General features: G+C 70.8%; 22 protein-coding genes. 13 read left to right on the top strand and 9 right to left on the bottom strand.

Features of this window, described 5'->3' with window-relative positions; genetic code table 11:
* The first annotated feature begins 442 nt into the window (after positions 1-442).
* Complete coding sequence (locus ACZ7L5_RS44775) at positions 443-3,940, top strand: BTAD domain-containing putative transcriptional regulator (RefSeq protein ID WP_471524840.1); 3,498 nt, start codon at positions 443-445, stop codon at positions 3,938-3,940.
* Here ACZ7L5_RS44775 and ACZ7L5_RS44770 read toward each other — a convergent pair whose 3' ends face one another.
* Together ACZ7L5_RS44770 and ACZ7L5_RS44765 are read right to left on the bottom strand one after the other, a co-directional pair.
* Positions 3,941-5,644: a bifunctional 3'-5' exonuclease/DNA polymerase gene (locus tag ACZ7L5_RS44770; protein WP_471524838.1), complete on the bottom strand. Its 1,704-nt coding sequence runs from the start codon at positions 5,642-5,644 to the stop codon at positions 3,941-3,943.
* 57 nt (positions 5,645-5,701) lie between these two features.
* Positions 5,702-6,478 (bottom strand): Clp protease N-terminal domain-containing protein, encoded by a 777-nt coding sequence (locus ACZ7L5_RS44765; RefSeq protein WP_471524836.1) that lies wholly within the window; start codon positions 6,476-6,478, stop codon positions 5,702-5,704.
* Positions 6,479-6,602: 124 nt separating this feature from the next.
* Between ACZ7L5_RS44765 and ACZ7L5_RS44760 the strand changes: the two genes are divergently transcribed.
* Positions 6,603-7,748 (top strand): DUF2786 domain-containing protein, encoded by a 1,146-nt coding sequence (locus ACZ7L5_RS44760; RefSeq protein WP_471524833.1) that lies wholly within the window; start codon positions 6,603-6,605, stop codon positions 7,746-7,748.
* 15 nt (positions 7,749-7,763) lie between these two features.
* Here ACZ7L5_RS44760 and ACZ7L5_RS44755 read toward each other — a convergent pair whose 3' ends face one another.
* The 4 genes from ACZ7L5_RS44755 to rpmB form a co-directional block, all read right to left on the bottom strand.
* The gene (locus ACZ7L5_RS44755) at positions 7,764-8,300 is read right to left on the bottom strand and encodes a DUF4232 domain-containing protein (protein ID WP_471524831.1); all 537 of its coding nucleotides are present in this window, start codon (positions 8,298-8,300) and stop codon (positions 7,764-7,766) included.
* A gap of 118 nt (positions 8,301-8,418) precedes the next feature.
* A complete protein-coding gene (locus ACZ7L5_RS44750; protein WP_471524829.1) occupies positions 8,419-8,922 on the bottom strand; it encodes a hypothetical protein in 504 nt (167 codons plus the stop codon).
* Positions 8,923-9,057: 135 nt separating this feature from the next.
* Positions 9,058-9,363 (bottom strand): 30S ribosomal protein S14, encoded by a 306-nt coding sequence (gene rpsN, locus ACZ7L5_RS44745; protein WP_471524827.1) that lies wholly within the window; start codon positions 9,361-9,363, stop codon positions 9,058-9,060.
* Positions 9,363-9,599 carry a 50S ribosomal protein L28 gene (gene rpmB / locus ACZ7L5_RS44740; RefSeq protein ID WP_328880171.1) on the bottom strand — a complete coding sequence of 79 codons (237 nt, stop codon included), beginning with the start codon at positions 9,597-9,599 and terminating at the stop codon, positions 9,363-9,365. Before rpmB ends, rpsN begins: the two co-directional genes overlap by 1 nt.
* Positions 9,600-9,661: 62 nt before the next feature.
* Here rpmB and rpmG point away from each other — a divergent pair, with 62 nt between their 5' ends.
* The 5 genes from rpmG (at position 9,662) to ACZ7L5_RS44715 (ending at position 11,991) form a co-directional block, all read left to right on the top strand.
* Positions 9,662-9,826 (top strand): 50S ribosomal protein L33, encoded by a 165-nt coding sequence (rpmG, locus tag ACZ7L5_RS44735; protein WP_093835800.1) that lies wholly within the window; start codon positions 9,662-9,664, stop codon positions 9,824-9,826.
* Positions 9,827-9,828: 2 nt separating this feature from the next.
* On the top strand, positions 9,829-10,077 hold the full coding sequence (locus ACZ7L5_RS44730; protein WP_471524825.1) for a type B 50S ribosomal protein L31: 249 nt from the start codon (positions 9,829-9,831) through the stop codon (positions 10,075-10,077).
* A 4-nt stretch (positions 10,078-10,081) separates the two neighbouring features.
* Positions 10,082-11,245, top strand: a complete 1,164-nt coding sequence (locus tag ACZ7L5_RS44725; protein WP_471524823.1) for a CobW family GTP-binding protein — start codon at positions 10,082-10,084, stop codon at positions 11,243-11,245.
* Between the two features lie 6 nt (positions 11,246-11,251).
* On the top strand, positions 11,252-11,485 hold the full coding sequence (gene rpsR / locus ACZ7L5_RS44720; protein WP_471524821.1) for a 30S ribosomal protein S18: 234 nt from the start codon (positions 11,252-11,254) through the stop codon (positions 11,483-11,485).
* Between the two features lie 287 nt (positions 11,486-11,772).
* Complete coding sequence (locus tag ACZ7L5_RS44715; protein ID WP_217207196.1) at positions 11,773-11,991, top strand: DUF397 domain-containing protein; 219 nt, start codon at positions 11,773-11,775, stop codon at positions 11,989-11,991.
* A gap of 101 nt (positions 11,992-12,092) precedes the next feature.
* On the opposite strand, the gene ACZ7L5_RS44710 is transcribed toward ACZ7L5_RS44715, so the two are convergent.
* The gene (locus ACZ7L5_RS44710) at positions 12,093-12,611 is read right to left on the bottom strand and encodes an ATP-binding protein (RefSeq protein ID WP_471524819.1); all 519 of its coding nucleotides are present in this window, start codon (positions 12,609-12,611) and stop codon (positions 12,093-12,095) included.
* Between the two features lie 333 nt (positions 12,612-12,944).
* On the opposite strand from ACZ7L5_RS44710, the gene ACZ7L5_RS44705 reads away from it, so the two are divergent.
* From ACZ7L5_RS44705 to ACZ7L5_RS44685, 5 genes are all read left to right on the top strand, one after another.
* Complete coding sequence (locus ACZ7L5_RS44705) at positions 12,945-13,769, top strand: helix-turn-helix domain-containing protein (RefSeq protein WP_471524845.1); 825 nt, start codon at positions 12,945-12,947, stop codon at positions 13,767-13,769.
* Between the two features lie 141 nt (positions 13,770-13,910).
* On the top strand, positions 13,911-15,371 hold the full coding sequence (locus ACZ7L5_RS44700; protein WP_328880166.1) for an aldehyde dehydrogenase family protein: 1,461 nt from the start codon (positions 13,911-13,913) through the stop codon (positions 15,369-15,371).
* An 86-nt stretch (positions 15,372-15,457) separates the two neighbouring features.
* Positions 15,458-16,099 carry a PadR family transcriptional regulator gene (locus ACZ7L5_RS44695; protein WP_471524817.1) on the top strand — a complete coding sequence of 214 codons (642 nt, stop codon included), beginning with the start codon at positions 15,458-15,460 and terminating at the stop codon, positions 16,097-16,099.
* Between the two features lie 91 nt (positions 16,100-16,190).
* Positions 16,191-17,156 carry an ATP-binding cassette domain-containing protein gene (locus ACZ7L5_RS44690; RefSeq protein WP_471524815.1) on the top strand — a complete coding sequence of 322 codons (966 nt, stop codon included), beginning with the start codon at positions 16,191-16,193 and terminating at the stop codon, positions 17,154-17,156.
* A complete protein-coding gene (locus tag ACZ7L5_RS44685; RefSeq protein ID WP_362383926.1) occupies positions 17,153-17,908 on the top strand; it encodes an ABC transporter permease in 756 nt (251 codons plus the stop codon). The genes ACZ7L5_RS44690 and ACZ7L5_RS44685 overlap by 4 nt, the downstream gene beginning before the upstream one ends.
* A 6-nt stretch (positions 17,909-17,914) precedes the next feature.
* Here the strand turns inward: ACZ7L5_RS44685 and ACZ7L5_RS44680 are convergent, their stop codons facing one another.
* Positions 17,915-19,336: a glutamate decarboxylase gene (locus ACZ7L5_RS44680; protein ID WP_471524812.1), complete on the bottom strand. Its 1,422-nt coding sequence runs from the start codon at positions 19,334-19,336 to the stop codon at positions 17,915-17,917.
* Positions 19,337-19,424: 88 nt separating this feature from the next.
* On the opposite strand from ACZ7L5_RS44680, the gene ACZ7L5_RS44675 reads away from it, so the two are divergent.
* Positions 19,425-20,186, top strand: coding sequence for a MerR family transcriptional regulator (locus ACZ7L5_RS44675; protein ID WP_471524810.1), 762 nt, complete (start codon positions 19,425-19,427; stop codon positions 20,184-20,186).
* Between the two features lie 25 nt (positions 20,187-20,211).
* On the opposite strand, the gene ACZ7L5_RS44670 is transcribed toward ACZ7L5_RS44675, so the two are convergent.
* The gene (locus ACZ7L5_RS44670) at positions 20,212-20,577 is read right to left on the bottom strand and encodes a YbjQ family protein (RefSeq protein WP_363040991.1); all 366 of its coding nucleotides are present in this window, start codon (positions 20,575-20,577) and stop codon (positions 20,212-20,214) included.
* Positions 20,578-20,616 lie beyond the last annotated feature (39 nt).

The following is a 20,616-nucleotide window of genomic DNA, read 5'->3' as shown; positions in this document are numbered from 1 at the left end:
ATCTGAGAGCCAACCCCAAGGGGGGCGACATGGCCACAGCGGGCCGGGGAGGGGGAGTCGGTGGGAGGGGATGGGGACGCGGGTCCCGGTCGTTCCCCTCCGCCGACCGGGACCCGCATACGTCCCCGAATCCGGCCGCGGCGGCGACACTCCCCCGAGTTACGCGTCGTACGCGCGCACCGTCGGGCCAGATCCGATGAAGTGATCACATCAGGCCACACCAACGGATCGCTAACATGTGGCCAACGATGCTCCGTTTCCGCGTCGTTCAGTTGGCGCAAAGTCGACGGACAGTGACGGAAGACGACCTGGATGGAACGGTTCGTGGCCGAGTAGCGTCGTGAAGGGTGTGGCGGGAAACCGTCGTACATGGGTTGTGCATGGGTTGAACACAGGTCAGACACCAGGGCGCGGGCCCGTCGCGTGGGAAGGCAGTGGCGGCGTGAAGCGGTACGGGCTGCGGTTCGGACTGCTGGGGCCGGCCGTCGTGTTCGAGGCCGGGACGGACGACGGCTCTTCCGGGCCCTACGGTGGCCGCAGCCCCGACGACGCCCCGGCGAGCGTGTCAGACCGCCCCGACCGTCCCGACCCCGCCGACCGTCCCGACCGCGCCGTCCGGACCATCCGCAGCCCCAAGGTGCGGGCCCTGCTCGCCACCCTGCTGCTCGAAGGCGGCCGGGTCGTCTCCGTCGAGGCGCTGACGGACGTGCTGTGGGGCGGCGCACCGCCCCCGTCGGCGCGGGCCTCGCTGCACAACCACGTGGCCCGGCTACGGCGGCTGCTCGACGACCCCGAACGGCTGCGGGCGGTGCCGCCCGGCTATGTCCTGCGCGTCGACGAGGGCGAACTGGACGTCGACGTCTTCGTGACCGGTGTCGCCGCGGCCCGCGCCGCCCATGCCGGCCGGGACTGGCAGCGCACGCTGCGCGAGAGCACGGCAGCGCTCGCACTGTGGCGCGGTACGCCCCTGGCCGGCCTGCCCGCCGAGGTGGGCGGTTACGCGCTCGAACAGCGCCTGGCGGAGGCGCGGCTCCTGCTCCTGGAGTGGCGTTACGACGCCGAGCTGAGCGTGGGCGGGTCACGCGTCGACGCCCTGGTACCCGAGCTCGCGGCCTTGGCCGCCGAGCATCCCCTGCGGGAGTCCTTCCACCGTCACCTGATGCTCGCCCTGCACCGCACGGGCCGCCGGGCCGAGGCTCTGGCCGTGCATCGCGATCTGCGCATGCGGTTGATCGAGGAGCTGGGGGTGGAGCCGGGGGTGGGGGTTCGGGCGGCGCATGTGGAGGTGCTGCGCGGGAGGCCGGAGGGGGGAGTCGGGGGAGCCGGGGGTTCGCCGCGAGGGGGTTCGGACGGTGGGACCGGGCGGGAGCAGGGTGGGGGCGGTGACCTGGTGCGCGGGGCCGTCGGCTCTGTCGTTGGCAACCACGGCGACCTCGCGCACGGTGTCGCGAACTCTGACGCTACGCGCGATGACGACGCCGTCCGGCGACCTGCGCCGGCCGATGCCCTCGCCGAGGAGGACGCTCCGGCCGGCCCACCTCGACCACCCCGCCCCGCCCAGCTTCCCCCACCCCCGGCCCACTTCACCGGCCGCACTGCCGTACTCACCGACCTGCGCGGCACCCTCGCCCCAGTGGCCGTCCCCACTCCAGCCCGGCCCTCCGCCCTCACCGTCGCCGTCATCAGCGGCATGCCCGGCGTCGGCAAGAGTGCCCTCGCGCTGGAGGCCGCACATGGGTTGGCGAATCGTTTCCCCGACGGCCAGCTCTACGTCAACCTGCACGGCGCCACCCCCGGAATGCCGCCACTCACCCCCGGCCAGGCCCTCACCGCACTCCTGCGCGACCTCGGCACCGACCCCCGCTCCATCCCCGATCACCCGGACGAGGCAGCCGCGTTGCTGCGCTCGCTGCTCGCACCGACCCGCACGCTCGTGCTGCTGGACGACGCCGCGAACGCCGCCCAGGTACGCCCGCTGCTCCCGGGGGGCCCGGGCTGCGCGGTGATCGTCACCAGCCGCTCCCCGCTGACAGCCCTGGACGGCGTCCGCCGCTTCCCGCTCACACCCCTCACCGCCGAGGAGAGCGCGGCACTGCTGCGCACGGCTTCGGGGCGGGGCGGCTTCTGCGGCGGCGAGGGCGGCGATGGCGGCTCCCGCCAGGCCGGCGCCGGCCGCCCACCCGGCAGCGAACCCCAAGCCCGCACCCCCGAGGGCCAAAACCCCACCCTAGAACCCCAAGCCCTCAACCCCGAGGGCCAGGCCCTCACCCCCGAGCCCTCCACCCCCACCAGCCCCCCAACCCCCACCCACCCCCTGATCACCCTGACCGGTGGCCTCCCCCTCGCCCTCCGCGTCGTCGCCGCACGGCTCGCCGCCCGCAGTGCGCTCACCCCCGACATGCTGGCCGGGCAACTGGCCGCCGCCGAGAGCCGGTTGCATCACCTGGAGTACGACGACCTGAGCGTCCGCCGCTCCCTCGCCGTCGCCCATGACGCCCTCGCCGCCTCCGACCGTGAGGCCGACCGGGACGCGGCACTCGCCCTGCGCCGCATCGGTGCTCTCGACCTGCCCGCGTACGGCGCACCGTTGCTGGCCCACCTGACCCTCACCGACGAGCGCCGCGCCGAAGCCGCCCTCGACCGACTCGTCGACGTGGCCCTCCTGGAGGAGACGGCGTACGGCCGCTACGCCCCCCACGACCTGGTGCGCGACTTCGCCCGCGAACTCGCCGCCGCCGGCGCGGGCGTCGGCGCCGAGGGCGAAGTCGACGTCACCGAGACCGCCCTGCGCTGGTACGCCGCCGTAGCCGAACGCACCCTCACCGCCATCGTCGAACCCGGCCTCGACCAGGACGACCGCCGCCGCCCCACCCCGACCCAACCGCCGGAGCACACGACGACCGTGGCCACGGTGCCCCCCTTCCGCGGCCCCGAAGCCGCTTTCGCCTGGGGCGACTCGGAACTGGAGAACATCGTCGCGCTGGTGGAGCGGTACGGCGGCGGCGACAGCGACAAGCACGACGCCACCGCCACCGCTACCGCCGCCCCCGCTTCCAGCAAGGGCCTCTCCACCCTCATCCGTCTCCTCTTCCCCTACCTCCAACGCAGCGGCCACGTAGCCGAGATGGAGGTGCTGGGCCGGACCGCACTCCGCCTCGCGACGCGGCTCGGGGACGACGCGGCCGAGGCATACGCGCTGGGCGACCTCGCCGGTCTGCACTTCCTGACCGGCCGCCACACCGAGGCCCTCCACCTCAACGACCGCGCCCTGGCGATCTGGCGGCGTCTCGAAGTCGTCTCCTGGACGCGCCGGTGCCTCAACAACCGAGGCCTGCTGCTCGAAGGGCTCGGCCGCTACGAGGAGTCGGGGGAGGCGCTGCGCCAGAGCCTGGAGTACTCAAGGCAGTTGAACGACCCGCACGGTGAGGCGGTGACCTACAGCCACCTCGGCAACCTGTACGAGCACACCGACCCCCGGGCCGCCATCGAGCAGCACCGCCGCTCACTCGCCATCGGCGACGAGATCGGCAACGTCATCGTGCAGCACTCGGCCCGCTGCAACATCGGCTATGCCCACCTCGCCCTCGGCGAACCGGCGGCAGCCGCGGCCCACTTCGAGGAGAGCCTGCGCATCCTCGGCGGCCACGGCGACTGGCACGGCGAATCGCAGACCCGTCTCGGTCTGGTCCGCGCCCTGCGCCTTCTCGGCCACACCGACCGCGCCACCCACGCCTGTGCGGAACTGCTCACCCGGGCCGACGCCCGAGCCGACCGCTACATGGGCGGCCTGGCCCGGCACCAGTACGGCCTGCTGCTGCGGGAACTGAGCCGTGTCCAGGCCGCGCAAGCCGAGTGGCGCACGGCTCTCGACCTGCTGGACGGCACCGACGAGAAGGCGGTCGTCCAGGAGCTTCGCCGCCTGCTGGAGCACGCCAGGTGATCACTTCGCATCCGCATAGCACTCCACCACCGCCGTGGTGAACGGAAACCGCACCGGCGTCTCCCCGAACGTCAGCCGCCCCGCCAGCTCGGCCGCCTCACGGATCGCCGTCACGACCGTCTCGGCCTCTGCCTCGGGACAGTGCACGATCACCTCGTCGTGCTGGAAGAAGACCAGTTCCGCCGCTATGCCCGCGCAGGCCCGCCGCAGCGCCGCGAGCAGCAGCAGGGTCCAGTCCGCGGCGCTGCCCTGCACGACGAAGTTGCGGGCGAAGCGGCCCCGGGCGCGGGCGTTGGTGGAGGCGTAGCCCCGCCCCCACTCCTGGGGGCCGGAACCCTCGGCGGGCTCGTCCGGCGTGTCCGGCACCGGAATGCCGGCCTCCTCGGCGGCGTCGTCCGTCGCCCCGGCCGCCGGTGGACACGTCCGCCCCAGCCACGTCCGCACGAGCCGCCCCTCCTCACCGGCCCGCGCCGCGTCGTCGACGTAGGCCACCGCCTTGGGGAAACGGCGTCTGAGCGCGGCGAGGTTCTTGAGCCCGTCTCCGGAGGTCTGGCCGTAGACGGCACCCAGCACGGCGAGCTTGGCCTGGGCGCGGTCGCCGGAGAAGGCGCGGTCCGACACCGACTGGTAGAGGTCGGACTCCCGTCCCGCGACCTCCATCAGCCCGGGGTCACGGGAGATCGCGGCGAGCACCCGCGGTTCCATCTGGTCGGCGTCCGCCACCACGAGCCGCCAGCCGGGGTCGGCGACCACGGCCCGTCGGATGACCTTCGGAATCTGCAGTCCGCCCCCGCCGTTGGTCACCCACCGCCCGGTCACCGTCCCGCCGGCGAGGAACTCCGGTCTGAACCGCCCGTCGCGCACCCAGTCCTGCAGCCAGGACCAGCCGTGGGCCACCCAGATCCGGTACAGCTTCTTGTACTCGACCAGGGGCTTCACCGCCGGATGGTCGAGGGACTCGATCTCCCAGCGACGGGTCGATCTGACCTTGATGCCGGCCTGCGCGAAGGCCTTGATGACGTCCGCGGGCAGATCGGGCCGCACCCGGCGCCCGAAGGCCGCGGACACCTCGTCGGCCAGCTCGGCCAGCCGCCGCGGCTCCCCGCCCCCGGCATACCGCTCACCGAGCAGCTCGTGCAGCACCCGGCGGTGCACCTCGGCGCTCCACGGCAGCCCGGCCCGGTTCATCTCGGCGGCGACCAGCATCCCCGCCGACTCGGCCGCGGTCAGCAGCCGCATCCGCTCCGGATGCCCGGCCTTGTCGTGCCGGCGCTGCTGGTCGGCGTACACCTCGACGAGGTCGGCGAGCGGCACATGGACCGCCTGCGGCTCGAAGAGGGAGGACTGCGAGCCGGGTTCGGCGGACCGCTGGGGCGGATCGGGCGGCACGGGGCGCCCGCGCAGCCGGGCAAGGGCCGCGGCTGCGGATCTCGGCTCCCCGGACCGCCCCTCGTGGCCCAGGAGGAGGCTCTCGGCGTCCTCGATGTCGTAACACCGCTCCACTCGCACCCCCGTGGCGAGCAGGCGCGGATAGACCTCGGCGGTGGACCGCCACACCCACCGCGCGACATCGGGCCGACCCCGCACGGCCTGAGCCAGGTCCGCCTCCCGGCGCACCGGCCCCGCGGGCAGCCCGTCCGGACCGAGGGGGGCGACCTCAACGCCGCCGTCCTCGGCCGGAGCGAGCGCCCACCGGTCGGTCATGCTGCGAGTGTGGCACCCGGGTCTGACAACGGCCTCAGCCCTGAGCCTTCGCCCGCCTCAGCCCCGCGCCTCGCCTGCCTCGCCCTGCTCGCGGGCCTCCTTGCTCGTCTGCTCACCGCTCTGCAGGAACTGCGAGAGCAGCTCGACGACGTAGTCCTCCACCGCCTGCTTGGTGAGGCCGAGGCCGGACAGGACGCCGGTGCCGTTCTCGAACTCCAGCAGGGCCAGCAGCATGTGCTCGGTGCCGACGTAGTTGTGGCCCAGGCGCAGAGCTTCGCGGAAGGTCAGCTCCAGCACCTTCTTGGCGTCGGAGCCGTAGGGGACGAGCTCGGGCACCTCGTCGACGGCGGGCGGCAGTGCCGCGGTGGCGGCCTGGCGCACGGAGTCCAGGAGCACGCCCTGCGCCGTGATCGCCTTCGCGGCCAGGCCGTCGGGGTCGGCCAGCAGGCCGAGGACCAGGTGCTCGGGCCGGCCCTCGGAATTGCGGGCCGCGATGGACTCGTTGTGGGCGGCGACCACCGCGCCCCGGGCACGCGGCGTGTAGCGGCCGAAGCCCTGCTGCGGGTCGAGGTCGATGGACTCCTTCGGCACGAACCGCTTCTGCGCGGCCTGCCGGGTGACGCCCATGCTCTTGCCGATGTCGGTCCAGGAGGCGCCCGATCGCCGGGCCTGGTCCACGAAGTGGCCGATCAGGTGGTCGGCCACTTCGCCGAGGTGATCGCCGGCGATCACCGCGTCCTGGAGCTGATCGAGGGGTTCCTGGTGGACCTTCTTGATGGCCGCGATGAGTTCGTCGAGACGGACGGAAGACGTGATGGTCGGTTTCGTCGACATGTGTCAACCGTAGGTTGACACTCATAGGGTGTCAACCTACGGTTGACATCTTGTGATCCGGGGTCTGCGGGCCTTCCCCGGCGGCCCCGCCTGCCCGACGCCCGCCCCGTGGCACCATCGCCAGGTGAGCAGTACGAACAGTTCGAGCGCCGCGCCCGGCCCCGTCGACCGGGCCTTCGGGCACGCCCTCTACGCCGACACCGACACCGCCCTCGACACCGGCGCCTCCCTCCTCGCCGCCGCCCCCGCCTCGGACGCCGAACTCGCCAAGCGCGGCCAGGAGTTCGTCGCGGCGGCCTGGCGGCGCGGCTGGCAGCCCGCCGATGTCGTACGGCTCGTGCGGCGCGAACTGGAGGATGTACACGTACGGCTGCTCTCGGCGCTGATCCACGCGCAGCAACCGTACGACCGCCCCCGCGGCCCCCGCTGGAACGCCCAGCTCGACGAACTGCCCGCCGAGGCCCCGCCCCGCACCGACCGCTTCTCGCACGCGAGCGCCGTCCTGGAGCTGTACCGCCTCCTGCTGCGCCTGCCCGCGCTGGAGCCCCTCGACGAACCGGCCGAGCCGGCCGGGCCGACTGCGCGACGCCCCGGCTCCGAGTCCCGCATGCTCACCCGCATCCGCGCGCTGCTCGCGAAGGCGGAGGCGACCGGGTTCCCGGAGGAGGCGGAGGCGCTCAGCGCCAAGGCGCAGGAGTTGATGGCCCGGTACAGCATCGACGAGGCGCTGCTCTCGACGCGTACGCAGGGCCCGAAGGACGCCCCCGGCGCCTGCCGGATCGGGGTGGAACCGCCGTACGAGCAGGCGAAGGCGGTCCTGCTGGACGCGGTGGCGACCGCCAACCACTGCCGAGCCGTGTGGAACGAACCCTTCGCATTCGCCACGGTCGTCGGCTTCGAGGCCGACCTGGAGGTGGTCGAGCTGCTCTACACCTCGCTCCTCGTGCAGGCCCAGACGGCGATGACGAAGGCGGAGGCGGCCCAGCGGGCGGGCGGCCGCAAGCGGACCAAGACCTTCCGGCAGTCCTTCCTGGCGGCGTACGCCCACCGCATCGGCACCCGCCTGACGGAGGCGGCGCAGACGCAGGTGACCCCGGACCTGCTTCCCGTCCTCGCCACGCGCGAGGTGGCGGTCACCGATCGCCTGGACCGGATGTTCCCGGAGACGACCACGACCCGCGTGCGCGGCGTCAGCGACGAGGCGGGCTGGGTGGAGGGTTCGCAGGCGGCCGACCGGGCACAGGTGGCTCCCCGCAGGCCGCTGCGCTGAACCGCCGGACCGGCGTCAGTCGCCGGTCCGCTGGAATCCGCTCACCGAGGCGTCCGGCGCTTTCCCGTCGCTCTTCAGGGCGACATCGCCGTACGACCACTTGAAGCTCTGCGTCTTGCCGGACCCGGGCAGCCGGACCTTGACCGTCTCCACGCCGAGGCTCTTGCTGCCGCCCTCCCCGCCCCGGACATAGGTGAGGGTGAAGGAGGTCGAGGCCTCCTTCACGAGGGTCGTTTTCGCCGACGCGGCGTCCCCGACAGCCTCGTCGGCCGCGACGGACGTCGATGTGCCGCCCGCGTCGAACTCGACGGTGGGCAGCCCGGTCAGGACGCACTTGCCGCCGCTGCGGTTGGTGACCGTGACGGGGACGTTGCCGGTGTCCCCGGCAGCGGGGGCGGCGTTGGCGGGCCCGAACTCAACGGCCAGCTTGCCGGCACAGGCGGAGCCGGCCTTGCTGTCCCGGGTCTTGCCGTCCCCGGCCCCGCCGTCGTCGCAGGCAGTCAGGAGGAGGGCCGCGGCGAGGGCGGCGACGGTGAGGGAAGTGGCGCGCATGGGTCCTCTGGGAGTGGCTCGGTGGGCGGGCGGCGATCTCCGCACCGATCATCGGTGATTGCCGCACGGATCTGCAGCAGGCCACCGCACTGATCGGGCGGACGTCACCGATGAAACATCACGATCCCAGACCGGCCGTAGGCAGCCCCGTCGGCAGCTTCCCGCCCTCCGACCTGGTGTACGTCTCGGCGCCGAGGCCGCCCTCCCAGGTCACCTTCAGCTGCGACTTGTCGACGGAGTCGACCATCCCGGTCGCCCGGCCCTTGCTGCCGTCGGTGCACTTCAGCCGGATCATCTTCATTCCGCCCTCCTCGCCGGCGGTCCCGCTGCACACGGTCCCGCCGGTCGCAAAGAGGCCCGCCTGCTTGCCGGTGACGACCAGCGCGACGGCCTTGCCGTCGGTCGTGGCGAGCCAGCTGCCCTCCAGTTCACCGGAGGCGGACGCCGATCCGCCTCCCGTACCGCTGCCCGTGTCGGCACTGGAGGTCGCGGAGGGGTCGGCCGAGGAGCCGTCCTTGGCGTCGGAATCGCCGTCGCCGCTGCACCCGGTCAGGGCGAGCGCGCCGGCCAGGGACGCGGCCACGGCCGCGACCCGCATCCGCCGGCCCGACATCGTGCGCATACGCGAGAAAGTCGCCGAGGTCACTGGAAGCTCCCAAGCTGTAGCGGTCGGCATACGGCCGAGTCGGCCATGTGGCCGAAACGACCGCAGCAAGTTACCAGGGAGTCCGGTCCGAAGCCCCGGAACGTGCCGGACCTACCAGGACGCCTTGCGCACCCCCGGCAGATACCCGGCATGCGCCTGCTCCCGCAGACTCACCCGGGACAGCCCGAAGGCACGGAAATAGCCGCGCGGCCGCCCGTCCACCTGGTCGCGGTTGCGTACGCGCGTGGCGCTCGCGTTCCGCGGCTGCCTGCTCAGCTCCCGCCGGGCGGCGAGCCGTTCGGCATCCGTGGACGAGAGCCGCCGGATGATCTCCTTCAGCGCGGCCCGCCGGGCGGCGTACCGCTCGACGACGTCCTGTCGCTGCCGGTTCTTCGCGATCTTGCTCTTCTTGGCCATCAGACCTTCACCCCCCGGGCACGGATCCGGGCGACGGCGGCCTCGACGCCGATGACGTCGACCGTCTTGATCCCCTTGGTGCTCAGCCGCAGCCGCACATACCGGCCCTCGCCGGGCAGCCAGTAGCGCTTGGTCTGGATGTTGGGGTCGAAGCGGCGGGAGGTCCGCCGGTGGGAGTGGGAAATCGTGTTGCCGAAGCCGGGCCGGGCGCCGGTCAGCATGCAGTGGGCGGACACGGGTGACGCACCTCTCCTCGCTCGCTACTGTTAATGGAATTCATTTTCAGTAAGATATCAGCATGGCACGCAACGAACTCCGCCCGGTCATCAAGCTCCGGTCCACCGCCGGAACCGGCTTCACCTATGTGACCCGCAAGAACCGCCGCAACGACCCCGACCGCATGGTCCTGCGCAAGTACGACCCGGTCGCCGGCCGTCACGTCGACTTCCGAGAGGAGCGCTGAGCATGCGCAACGGCATCCACCCGTCCTACGGCCCCGTCGTCTTCCGCGACCGCGCCGCGAACCACGCCTTCCTCACCCGCTCGACCATGACCAGCGAGAAGACGATCGAGTGGGAGGACGGGGCCACCTACCCCGTCGTCGACGTCGAGATCTCGAACGCCAGCCACCCCTTCTACACCGGCACGGCCCGCGTCCTGGACACGGCCGGCCGAGTCGAGCGCTTCGAGCGCCGCTACGGGAAGCAGGGCTGACCCCGTGCCCGAACTCTCCGTCGTGATCGTCGGCGGCCTGCACGCCGACGCCCGCAAAGAGGCCGTGGCACGGCTGCTCACCGACGTCCCCCACAGCGTCGTACTCCACCACGACCTGTCGACGGCCACCGCCGGCACAGTCGTACGGACGATCCGCGACGCCACCGGCATCGTCGCCGCCGGCGAGGCACCCCTCGTCAACGACTGCGCCTGCTGCGCCCTGCGCGAGGACCTGGTGCCGGAACTCCTGCGCATCCGGGACGCCGGCGGCACCCGTATGGCGATCGTCGAACTCTGGGACTCGGTCGAACCGAAGGCCGTGGCCGAGGTGGTCACGGCAGGCGGGCTCACCGTCACCGGCGTGCTCACCGCGGTCGACCCGGCGCTGGTCCTGCCGTATCTGGGCAACGGCGACGACCTGGCCGAGCGCGGCCTCGCGGCGGCGGCGACCGACCAGCGCACGGTCGCCGACACCTTCGCGCGCCAACTGGAGTACGCCCCCGTCCTCGCCGTCGCCGCCTCGCCGGAGGCCGACGACGAGGACCGCGAACTTCTCGCCCAACTCCACCCGACGGCCCGCCAGGTCCCGATCGACGACCTGACGGTGCCCGCCCTACGCCGACGCCCCCTGTCCTCCCTCGCCCGGGCGGCCCTGGCCGGCTTCGACGTCGAGGCGGCCGACGCCGCCCAGCACCCGGCCTGCGCCCTGCTCCCCGCCGACGCCGACGCGCACGGCGTCGCCACCCTGGTCTGGCATCGCCGCCGCCCCTTCCATCCGGAGCGGCTGTACGCGGCGCTGGAGGACCTGACCTGCGCGGCGGCCCGCAGCCGTGGCCGGTTCTGGCTCGCCGACAAGCCCGACGTGCTACTGCACTGGGACGCGGCGGGCGGCGCCCTGTGCGTGGAGAGCGCGGGCCCGTGGCTCGCCTCACTCCCCGACGCCGCCTGGGACATGGTCCCGCCGGTACGGCGGGCCGCCGCCGCCCTTGACTGGCACCCCGAGCACGGCGACTGCTGCCAGCACCTGGTCTTCACGTCGCCCGCCCTCGACCGCGACGGCCTGGAGCAGCTCCTCGAATCCTGCCTCCTGACCGACGCCGAGTACGCCGCCGGCCGCGCCGCCTGGAAGCAACTCCCGCCCGCCTTCGACACCCTCCTGGAGGTCTGACCCCTCATGCCCCGCAAGCCCGAGCGCAAGCCCGTGAAGTCCCGCCCCAACCCCCTGGACCAGGTCGGCATCACCTACGTCGACTACAAGGACACGGACCTCCTCCGCCGCTTCCTCTCCGACCGAGGCAAGATCCGCAGCCGCCGCATCACCCGGGTAACGGCCCAGCAGCAACGAGACCTGGCAAAAGCGATCAAGAACGCAAGGGAAATGGCCCTACTCCCGTACGCCACCCGCTGACCCCCACGGGCTGAATTGCCGCGACCGGCACTGGAACACCAACGCCCCGGAACGCGTCTCTTCCTAGTACACGAGGGACCGATCCCGACTGCGACGCGATCCCCGGGGCAAGCGGTGCAACGACTGGAACGTATCCGGCCCCGCATACGTCACAGGAGTAACCACAGGAACACCCCCCGTGCACGTGCATCTGCTCATGCAGTTGCACGTGAACAGAGCTATGATCCGGACGCACACCACTGAACACCACCGGGGAGCGACCTGTGGACCACGACGTGTACAACGGCATGGCAGCCACGGATCTGAACGGGGTGGCCTGGCAGAAGAGCAGGCACAGCAACTCCCAGGGCTCCTGCGTCGAGTTCGCGAGGCTCCCCGGCGGCGATGTCGCCGTGCGCAACTCGCGCTTCCCGGACGGGCCGGCGCTCGTCTACACCCGCGCCGAGATAGAGGCGATGCTCCTGGGCATCAAGGACGGCGAGTTCGACCACTTGGTAGCGGGCTGAGGCCGGCAGCCGGCCGCGCCCACCGACCAACAGCGCATACCCCCCGAAAACAACCAACGCGACGCGCGTAGAACCGCTACGTCAGCGCACGCCCCAGCACATCATTCGGCCGCCCCCGAACCCCCCTGCGGCGCCGGAAGCCGAAACAGCGCCCACACCACCTTGCCGCTGAGCGTCCCCGCCAGCGGCTGCCACCCCCAGCTGTCGCTGAAGGAGTCCACCAGGAACAGCCCCCGCCCCGACTCCGCAGAAAAGTCATCGGAATCGCGCGCGACCGGACTGTCATGGCTGGGGTCACGCACCGCACACACCAGCCGCTCGGTCCACCGCATCAGATGCAGCCGCACCGGCGGCGTCTGGTCGTGCACTCGCTGTGCACTCGGCGGCAGGGCGTGCCGCAGCGCATTGGTCACCAACTCCGAGACGACGAGGCACACGTCGTCGAAGCGCTCGCCCAGTTCCCACTGATCCAGGGTGCGGCGCGTGAACTTCCGCGCCTCACGCACCGCTTCGTAGCGGGCGGGCAGTGCACAGGAGGCGGCGTTGGAGACGGCTGCGGGATCAAGCGGCGGAAGGCCCTGCCGTAACGGCTCGAGCATGGTCGATCCATTCGTCCCCATGCGAGGCACTCCCGAGAGTTCGCGGTCGTTGCGATGCAGCGGTTGCGCGGGACCATGGTTTCGGATGCGCAGGGCAGATGCAAGGGCAGATGCACGTGCACGTGACCGAATTGGACGTTCCCGTACCGCTTGTTGGCCATTTTTTCCGCCAACTTCAGTGCCTCTCCTTGCTCACCCCTCACCTCTTCCTGAGAGAAATCCTTGTCTTCTTTCCATCTCTGTAATCGGACGAGTACTGCTCGAAGTGATTTAGTGGCAGACTGCGGGCCCTGAAGACGGTTGGGGAGGCTGGCGAACGTGAGCGCGGGAGAGCCCGGATCGGTGGTGCGGCGCATGCTGCTCGGCTCGCAACTGAGGCGACTGCGGGAAGCGCGCGGGATCACGCGCGAGGCTGCGGGTTACTCGATCCGCGCCTCCGAGTCGAAGATCAGCCGGATGGAGCTGGGCCGGGTGAGCTTCAAGACGCGTGACGTCGAAGACCTGCTGACGCTCTACGGCATCACGGACGAGCAGGAGCGCGCCTCGCTCCTCTCCCTCGCCCGCGAGGCCAACGTCGCGGGCTGGTGGCACAGTTACTCCGACGTCCTGCCCAGCTGGTTCCCCACCTATGTCGGCCTGGAGGGCGCTGCCAGCCTCATCCGCGCGTACGAAGTGCAGTTCGTGCACGGCCTGCTGCAGACCGAGGCGTATGCCCGCGCGGTCGTCAGGCGCGGTATGAAGGGCGCGAGCAAGGCCGATGTCGACAAGCGTGTGGCGCTGCGCCTGGAGCGGCAGAAGTACCTCGTCGACGAGAGCGCCCCCGAGTTCCACATCGTTCTGGACGAGGCCGCCCTGCGCCGCCCGTACGGCGACCGCGAGGTGATGCGCGGCCAGCTCCAGCACCTGATCGAGATCTCCGAGCGTTCCAACGTGCGGCTGCAGATCATGCCGTTCAGCTTCGGCGGCCACTCCGGCGAGTCCGGTGCCTTCACCCTCCTCAGCTTCCCCGAGTCCGACCTTTCGGACGTCGTCTACCTGGAGCAGCTCACCAGCGCGCTCTACCTCGACAAGCACGAGGACGTCACTCAGTACGAGAAGGCGCTGAAGGAGCTTCAGCAGGACAGCCCAGGTCCCGACGAGAGCCGGGATCTTCTCCGGGGACTCCTTCAACTCTCTTGAAACACAAGTACGATGACGTGTGATCAGACCGTGAAGGCGGTCTGGGCGATCGAGTTCGATCAACGCGATCAAGACCGGTCGAAGCCGGTCAGGGCTTCCGTGATCAGTCGATCGGGTATCCGCTAGGGATTGAGGGATCACATGTCGTCCTACTTCACCGACCTGGCTCAGCAGTACATCGACGGTGAGTGGCGCCCGGGCACAGGCTCCTGGGACATCATCGACTTCAACCCGTACGACGGTGAGAAGCTGGCGTCGATCACGATAGCCACGGTCGACGAGGTGGACGACGCCTACCAGGCCGCCGCCAGGGCCCAGAAGCAGTGGGGCGCGACCAATCCTTACGCCCGCCGTGCCGTCTTCGAGAAGGCGCTGCGTCTGATAGAGGACCGCGAGCAGGAGATCACCGAGGTGATCATCGCCGAGCTCGGCGGCACCCGGCTGAAGGCGGCCTTCGAGCTCCACCTCGCCAAGGAGTTCCTGCGCGAGGCGGTCCACCTGGCCCTGCGTCCCGAGGGCAAGATCATCCCGTCGCCGATCGACGGCAAGGAGAACCGCGTCTACCGTGTCCCGGTCGGCGTGGTGGGCGTCATCAGCCCCTTCAACTTCCCCTTCCTCCTCTCCATCAAGTCGGTCGCCCCGGCCCTCGCGCTCGGCAACGGCGTGGTGCTGAAGCCGCACCAGAACACCCCGATCTGCGGCGGTTCCCTGGTGGCGAAGATCTTCGAGGACGCGGGCCTGCCTGCCGGCCTCCTGAACGTCGTCATCACGGACATAGCCGAGATCGGCGACGCCTTCATCGAGCACCCCGTCCCGAAGGTCATCTCCTTCACCGGCTCCGACAAGGTCGGCCGCCATGTCGCCACCGTCTGTGCCTCGCTCTTCAAGCGCTCGGTCCTCGAACTCGGGGGCAACAGCGCGCTGGTGGTCCTGGACGACGCCGACATCGACTACGCGGTCGACGCGGCGGTCTTCAGCCGGTACGTCCACCAGGGCCAGGTCTGCATGGCCGCCAACCGCGTCCTCGTGGACCGCTCGGTCGCGGACCGGTTCACCGAGAAGTTCGTCGCCAAGGTGAAGACCCTGAAGGCCGGCGACCCGCGCGACCCGCAGACCGTCATCGGTCCGGTCATCAACTCCTCCCAGGCGGAGGCCATTTCGGCCACCGTCGAGCAGGCGATCGCCGAGGGCGCGACGGCCCTCGTGCACGGCACGACGACGGACAACCTGGTCGAGCCGTCCGTCCTCACCGGTCTCCCGGCCGACTCGCCCCTGCTGAAGCAGGAGGTCTTCGGCCCGGTCGCCTTCCTGGTGCCGTTCGACGGCGAGGAGGAGGCCGTACGCCTCGTCAACGACACCCCGTACGGCCTCAGCGGCGCCGTCCACACCGGCAACATCGAGCGGGGCGTCGCGTTCGCCAAGCAGATCGACACCGGCATGTTCCACGTCAACGACGGCACCGTCCACGACGAGCCGATCGTCCCCTTCGGTGGCGAGAAGCACTCCGGCCTCGGCCGCCTGAACGGCGAGACGATGTTGGACGCGTTCACGACCACGAAGTGGATCTCGGTGCAGCACGGCAGGAGCGGCTTCCCGTTCTGACGTTGAACGAGGCTGAACGAGGGTGAACAGGGTGCTTCCCGGGGCTGATCTCGGCCCCGGGTGCCCGCCGCCCTAATCTGGACCGCATGTCAGCGATCCGTCTTCTCGTGCTCGGCGCGGTCCGTCAGCACGGGCGTGCCCATGGGTACCAGGTGCGCAACGACCTGGAGTACTGGGGCGCGCACGAGTGGTCCAACGCCAAGCCCGGCTCGATCTATCACGCCCTGAAGCAGATGGCGAAGCAGGGACTGCTGCACGCCCACGAGATCGCGCCGTCCACGGCCGGCGGGCCGCCGCGCACCGAGTACGAGATCACTGAGAAGGGCACCGAGGAGTACCTCGGGCTGGTCCGGCAGTACCTCACGGCGTACGACCAGCGGCCGGACGTGCTCACCGCCGCGCTCGGCTTCATGGTCGACCTGGACCGCGAGGAAGTCCTCGCCCTCCTGGAGGAGCGGGTGCGCAGCATCGAGGGGTGGCGCAAGGCCGTCACCGAGTACTACACGCCCGAGGAGGGCCCCGCCCAGCTCGGGCACATCGGCGAGATCATGAACTTCTGGGTCCACTCCGCCGACACAGGCGCCGAGTGGACCCGCGGTCTGATCGGACGCATCCGGGGCGGCGCCTACACCTTCTCGGGCGAGGGCGATCCGTTCGTCGGGATCCTTGCCGACGACCAGGAGAACCCGTACGCGACCGGGGAGCGGCCCCCCGAGGATCAGAACTGATCAAGTCCACGGACTAATCAAGTTTGACTAAGCGTTGCCCCGGGCGTTAGCTTCGAGCTTGTAGTCAAGTTTGACTAGCGAGGGAGATTCAGTGGCCGACGCGGCGATCATCGTCGAAGGGGCACGCAAGAAGTACGGCGGCAAAGCCGGCACACACGCACTGGACGGGCTCGACCTCAGGGTCGCGCGCGGCACCGTGCACGGGGTGCTCGGCCCGAACGGCGCGGGCAAGACGACCCTGGTCCGCATCCTGTCCACACTCCTGCGGCCGGACAGCGGCCACGTCGAGGTGGCGGGACACGACGTGCTGCGCCAGGCCTACGAGGTGCGCCTGCGCATCGGCCTGCTCGGCCAGCACGCGGCCCTGGACGAGGAGTTGGGCGGCCGGCAGAACCTGGAGATGTTCGGCCGCCTCTACCACCTGGGCGCCCGCCACGCGCGCGTGCGGGCCGACGAGCTCCTGGAGCGCTTCGGCCTCGCCGACGCCGGCCGCAAGCCGGTGAAGCAGTACAGCGGCGGTATGCGCAGGCGACTGGACCTGGCGGCCTCACTCATCACCGACCCGGAGGTGCTCTTCCTGGACGAACCCACCACCGGCCTCGACCCGCGCGGACGCGTCGAGGTCTGGTCCGCCGTCCGCTCCCTGGTCGGCGGCGGCACGACGGTCCTGCTCACCACCCAGTACCTCGAAGAGGCCGACCAGCTCGCCGACCGCATCTCGGTCGTCGACGCCGGCCGGGTCATCGCCGACGGCACCGCGGACCAGCTCAAGGCGCTCACCGGCGGCGACCGCATCGACGTGGTCCTGCGGAACGCCGGCCAGCTGGGCGCGGCCGTCGCCCTGCTGCCCATACCGAAGGACGACGTCTCCGTCGACCCCGACCGCCGCCTGCTCAGCGCCCCGGTCACCGACCGGATGGCGGCACTCTCCGGTGTCGTACGGGCCCTGGAGGCGGCCGGGATCGAGGCGGAGGACGTCGCGCTGCGCCGCCCGACGCTGGACGAGGTGTTCCTGCACCTGACCGGGCGCGAGGACCGAGTGAAGGAGGCCGTGTGACCGCGTACGCACTGACCGACTCCTGGACCATGACCCGCCGCGAACTCGCCCACTGGGCGCGGCAACCCGTGCAGGGCCTGGTCAACCTGGTCTTCCCCGTGATGCTGCTGCTGATGTTCGGCTACCTCATCGGCGGCGGCCGGGGCCTGCAGGGCTCCTACATCGACTATCTGGTCCCCGGCATGCTCGCGCTCACCATGGCCTTCGGCCTGGAGGGCACGATGATCGCGGTGACCCAGGACCTCAACAAGGGCGTGATCGACCGCTTCCGGTCCATGCCGATGGCCAACGGGGCGGTGCTGGTGGGTCGTTCGGTGGCCGACATGCTCCAGTCGGCGCTGTCCCTGTTCGTCCTCATGGGCGTCGGGTACGCGCTGGGCTGGCGTGCGGCGGGCAGCCCAGGGGGGTTCCTGGGCGCCGTGGGGCTGCTCCTGCTGTTCCGTTTCGCCATGCTGTGGATCGGCATCCACCTGGCGCTGATGGCCGGAAAGCCGGAGATGGTGCAGGCGGTGCAGATCCTCGTCTGGCCGATCGGCTTCCTGTCCAACGCCATCGCGCTGCCCGAGTCCATGCCCGGCTGGCTCGGCACGGTCGTCGAGTGGAACCCGATGTCCCGGACGGCCACGGCCGTACGCGACCTGTTCGGCGGTACGGGGATGGACGGCGTCGGGCCGGCGATCGTGTGGCCGCTGGTGCTCCTGGCGGTGTTCTTCCCGCTCGCGGTACGGCGGTTCGGGCGCCTGAGCCGGTAGCAGGCCCTAGTGGTGGAACCCGGTGGCCGCCCCCTTGTCCTGTGTCAGGGGGTGCGGCTGCCGGCGCAGCTCCGGCAGCAACTGGGTCAGGTCCTGCACGAACAGCTCGGCGAGGTCCTCGGAGAAGCCGTTGCGGCACACCACCCGAAGGACGGACAGATCCTCGCGGTTCGGCGGGAAGGTGTACGCCGGGACCAGCCAGCCCTTCTCGCGCAGCCGCCGGGACACGTCGAACACGTCGTACGCGCGGACGTCCGGGGCCGTCGTGCAGGCGAAGACGGGCAGCTGGTCGCCCCTGGTCAGCAGCCGGAAGTCGCCGAGCTTCTCCATGGCCTCGGCGACCTTCCCGGCCACGTCCCGCGAGGCCTGCTGTACGGCCCGGTACCCTTCCCGCCCCAGCCGCAGGAACGAGTAGTACTGCGCCACGACCTGGGCGCCCGGCCGGGAGAAGTTGAGCGCGAAGGTCGGCATGTCGCCGCCCAGGTAGTTGACGCGGAAGACGAGTTCCTCGGGCAGCGCCTCCTTGTCCCGCCACAGCGCCCAGCCGACGCCCGGGTAGACGAGCCCGTACTTGTGCCCCGAGGTGTTGATCGACGTGACCCTCGGCAGCCGGAAGTCCCAGACCAGGTCCTCGTCGAGGAAGGGCGCCACCATGGCGCCGGACGCCCCGTCGACGTGCACCGGGATGTCGAGCCCCGTGCGCTCCTGGAGGGCGTCCAGGGCGGCACACAAGTCCGCGATCGGCTCGTACGAACCGTCGAAGGTGGAGCCCAGGATGCCGACGACCCCGATGGTGTTCTCGTCGCACAGCTCGGCCGCCGCCTGCGGGTCCAGATGGAACCGTTCGCCCTCCATCGGGACCAGGCGGGGCTCCACCTCCCAGAAGTTGCAGAACTTGTCCCAGCAGACCTGGACGTTGATGCCCATCACCAGGTTGGGGCGCGCGCCGGGGTACCGGTCGGCGTTGCGCTGCGCCCAGCGCCGTTTGAGCGCCATACCGGCGAGCATGCACGCCTCGCTGGACCCGGTGGTGGAGCAGCCGACGGCCACCGAGGGATCGGGCGCGTTCCACAGATCGGCGAGGATCGCCACACAGCGCCGCTCCAGCTCGGCGGTGCGCGGGTACTCGTCCTTGTCGATCATGTTCTTGTCCCGGCACTCCGCCATCAGCACCCCGGCCTGCGGCTCCATCCAGGTCGTGACGAAGGTGGCCAGGTTGAGCCGGGAGTTGCCGTCCAGCATCAGCTCGTCGTGCACCACCTGGTAGGCCGTCGCCGGCGGCAGGGGAGCGTCGGGCAGCCGGTGCGTGGGCGGGGCCTCGGTCATGCCGCTGACCGGATTCGTCTCGCCGTAGAAGGGGTTGACCGCGAGCCTGCGCCCGCCGCCCTTGTCGTCCGGTGCTTCGCTGTTCCCACGATGCAGTGGCATGTATACGACGGTAGGTCCGGGCCGCCGGGCTTGCACCTCACGCCACGTGAGGACTCATCGTGGAGTGCGTACCGAGAAGGGAGCGGAAGTGAGCTACTCCGTGGGACAGGTCGCCGGATTCGCCGGCGTGACGGTGCGCACCCTGCACCACTACGACGACATCGGCCTGCTCGTGCCCAGCGAGCGCAGCCACGCGGGCCACCGGCGCTACAGCGACGCCGACCTCGACCGGCTGCAGCAGATCCTGTTCTACCGCGAGCTCGGTTTCCCGCTCGAGGAGGTCGCCGCCCTGCTCGACGACCCGGACGCGGACCCGCGCGCACACCTGCGCCGGCAGCACGAGCTGCTGACCGCCCGGATCGAGAAGCTGCAGAAGATGGCGGCGGCCGTGGAGCACGCCATGGAGGCACGCAAGATGGGCATCAATCTCACGCCGGAGGAGAAGTTCGAGGTGTTCGGGGACTTCGACCCGGACCAGTACGAGGAGGAGGTGCAGGAGCGCTGGGGCGACACCGACGCCTATCGGCAGTCGCAGCAGCGCGCCGCCTCGTACACCAAGGAGGACTGGCAGCGGATCCAGCGCGAGGCCGACGAGCTCAGCCGCCGCTTCGTCGCGCTCATGGAGACCGGTGAGCCTGCCGACTCCGAGGCGGCCATGGACGCCGCCGAGGAGCACCGCCAGGGGATCGCCCGCAACCACTACGACTGCGGGCACGAGATGCACGCCTGTATCGGCGAGATGTACGTCTCCGACGAGCGGTTCACCCAGAACATCGACAAGGCCAAGCCGGGCCTTGCGGTCTACCTCAGGGACGCGATCCTCGCCAACGCCGCCCGGCACTCCTCCTAGGCTCCTGGCCCGGGACCCGTACGGGTCACTCCCGGGCCAGGACCACCGCCGTCCCGTAGGCGCACACCTCGGTGCCCACGTCCGCAGCCTCCGACACGTCGAACCGGAACGCCAGGACGCCGTTCGCCCCGCGGGCTTGCGCCTGCTCGACGAGTCGCAGCATGGCTTGGTTGCGGGTCTCCACGAGGGTCTTGGTGAGCCCCTTGAGCTCACCGCCGACCAGCGACTTCAGTCCGGCGCCGATCTGGCTGCCCACGTGCCGCGAGCGCACGGTCAGCCCGAATACCTCACCCAGAACCGTGGTGACCCGATAGCCGGGAATGTCATTGGTGGTCACTACCAGGACGTCGGGCTGTGGCTCCTGCCCGCCGCCGTACTCATCGATGCCCATGAATCACAGCTTTGTCCCAGCAGGGGCACAGTGCATCCT

It is taken from the genome of Streptomyces sp. NPDC107528, assembly GCF_055639295.1.
The sequence above is the reverse complement of the archived record's forward strand: the minus strand, read 5'-3'. Positions and strand labels throughout refer to the sequence as shown.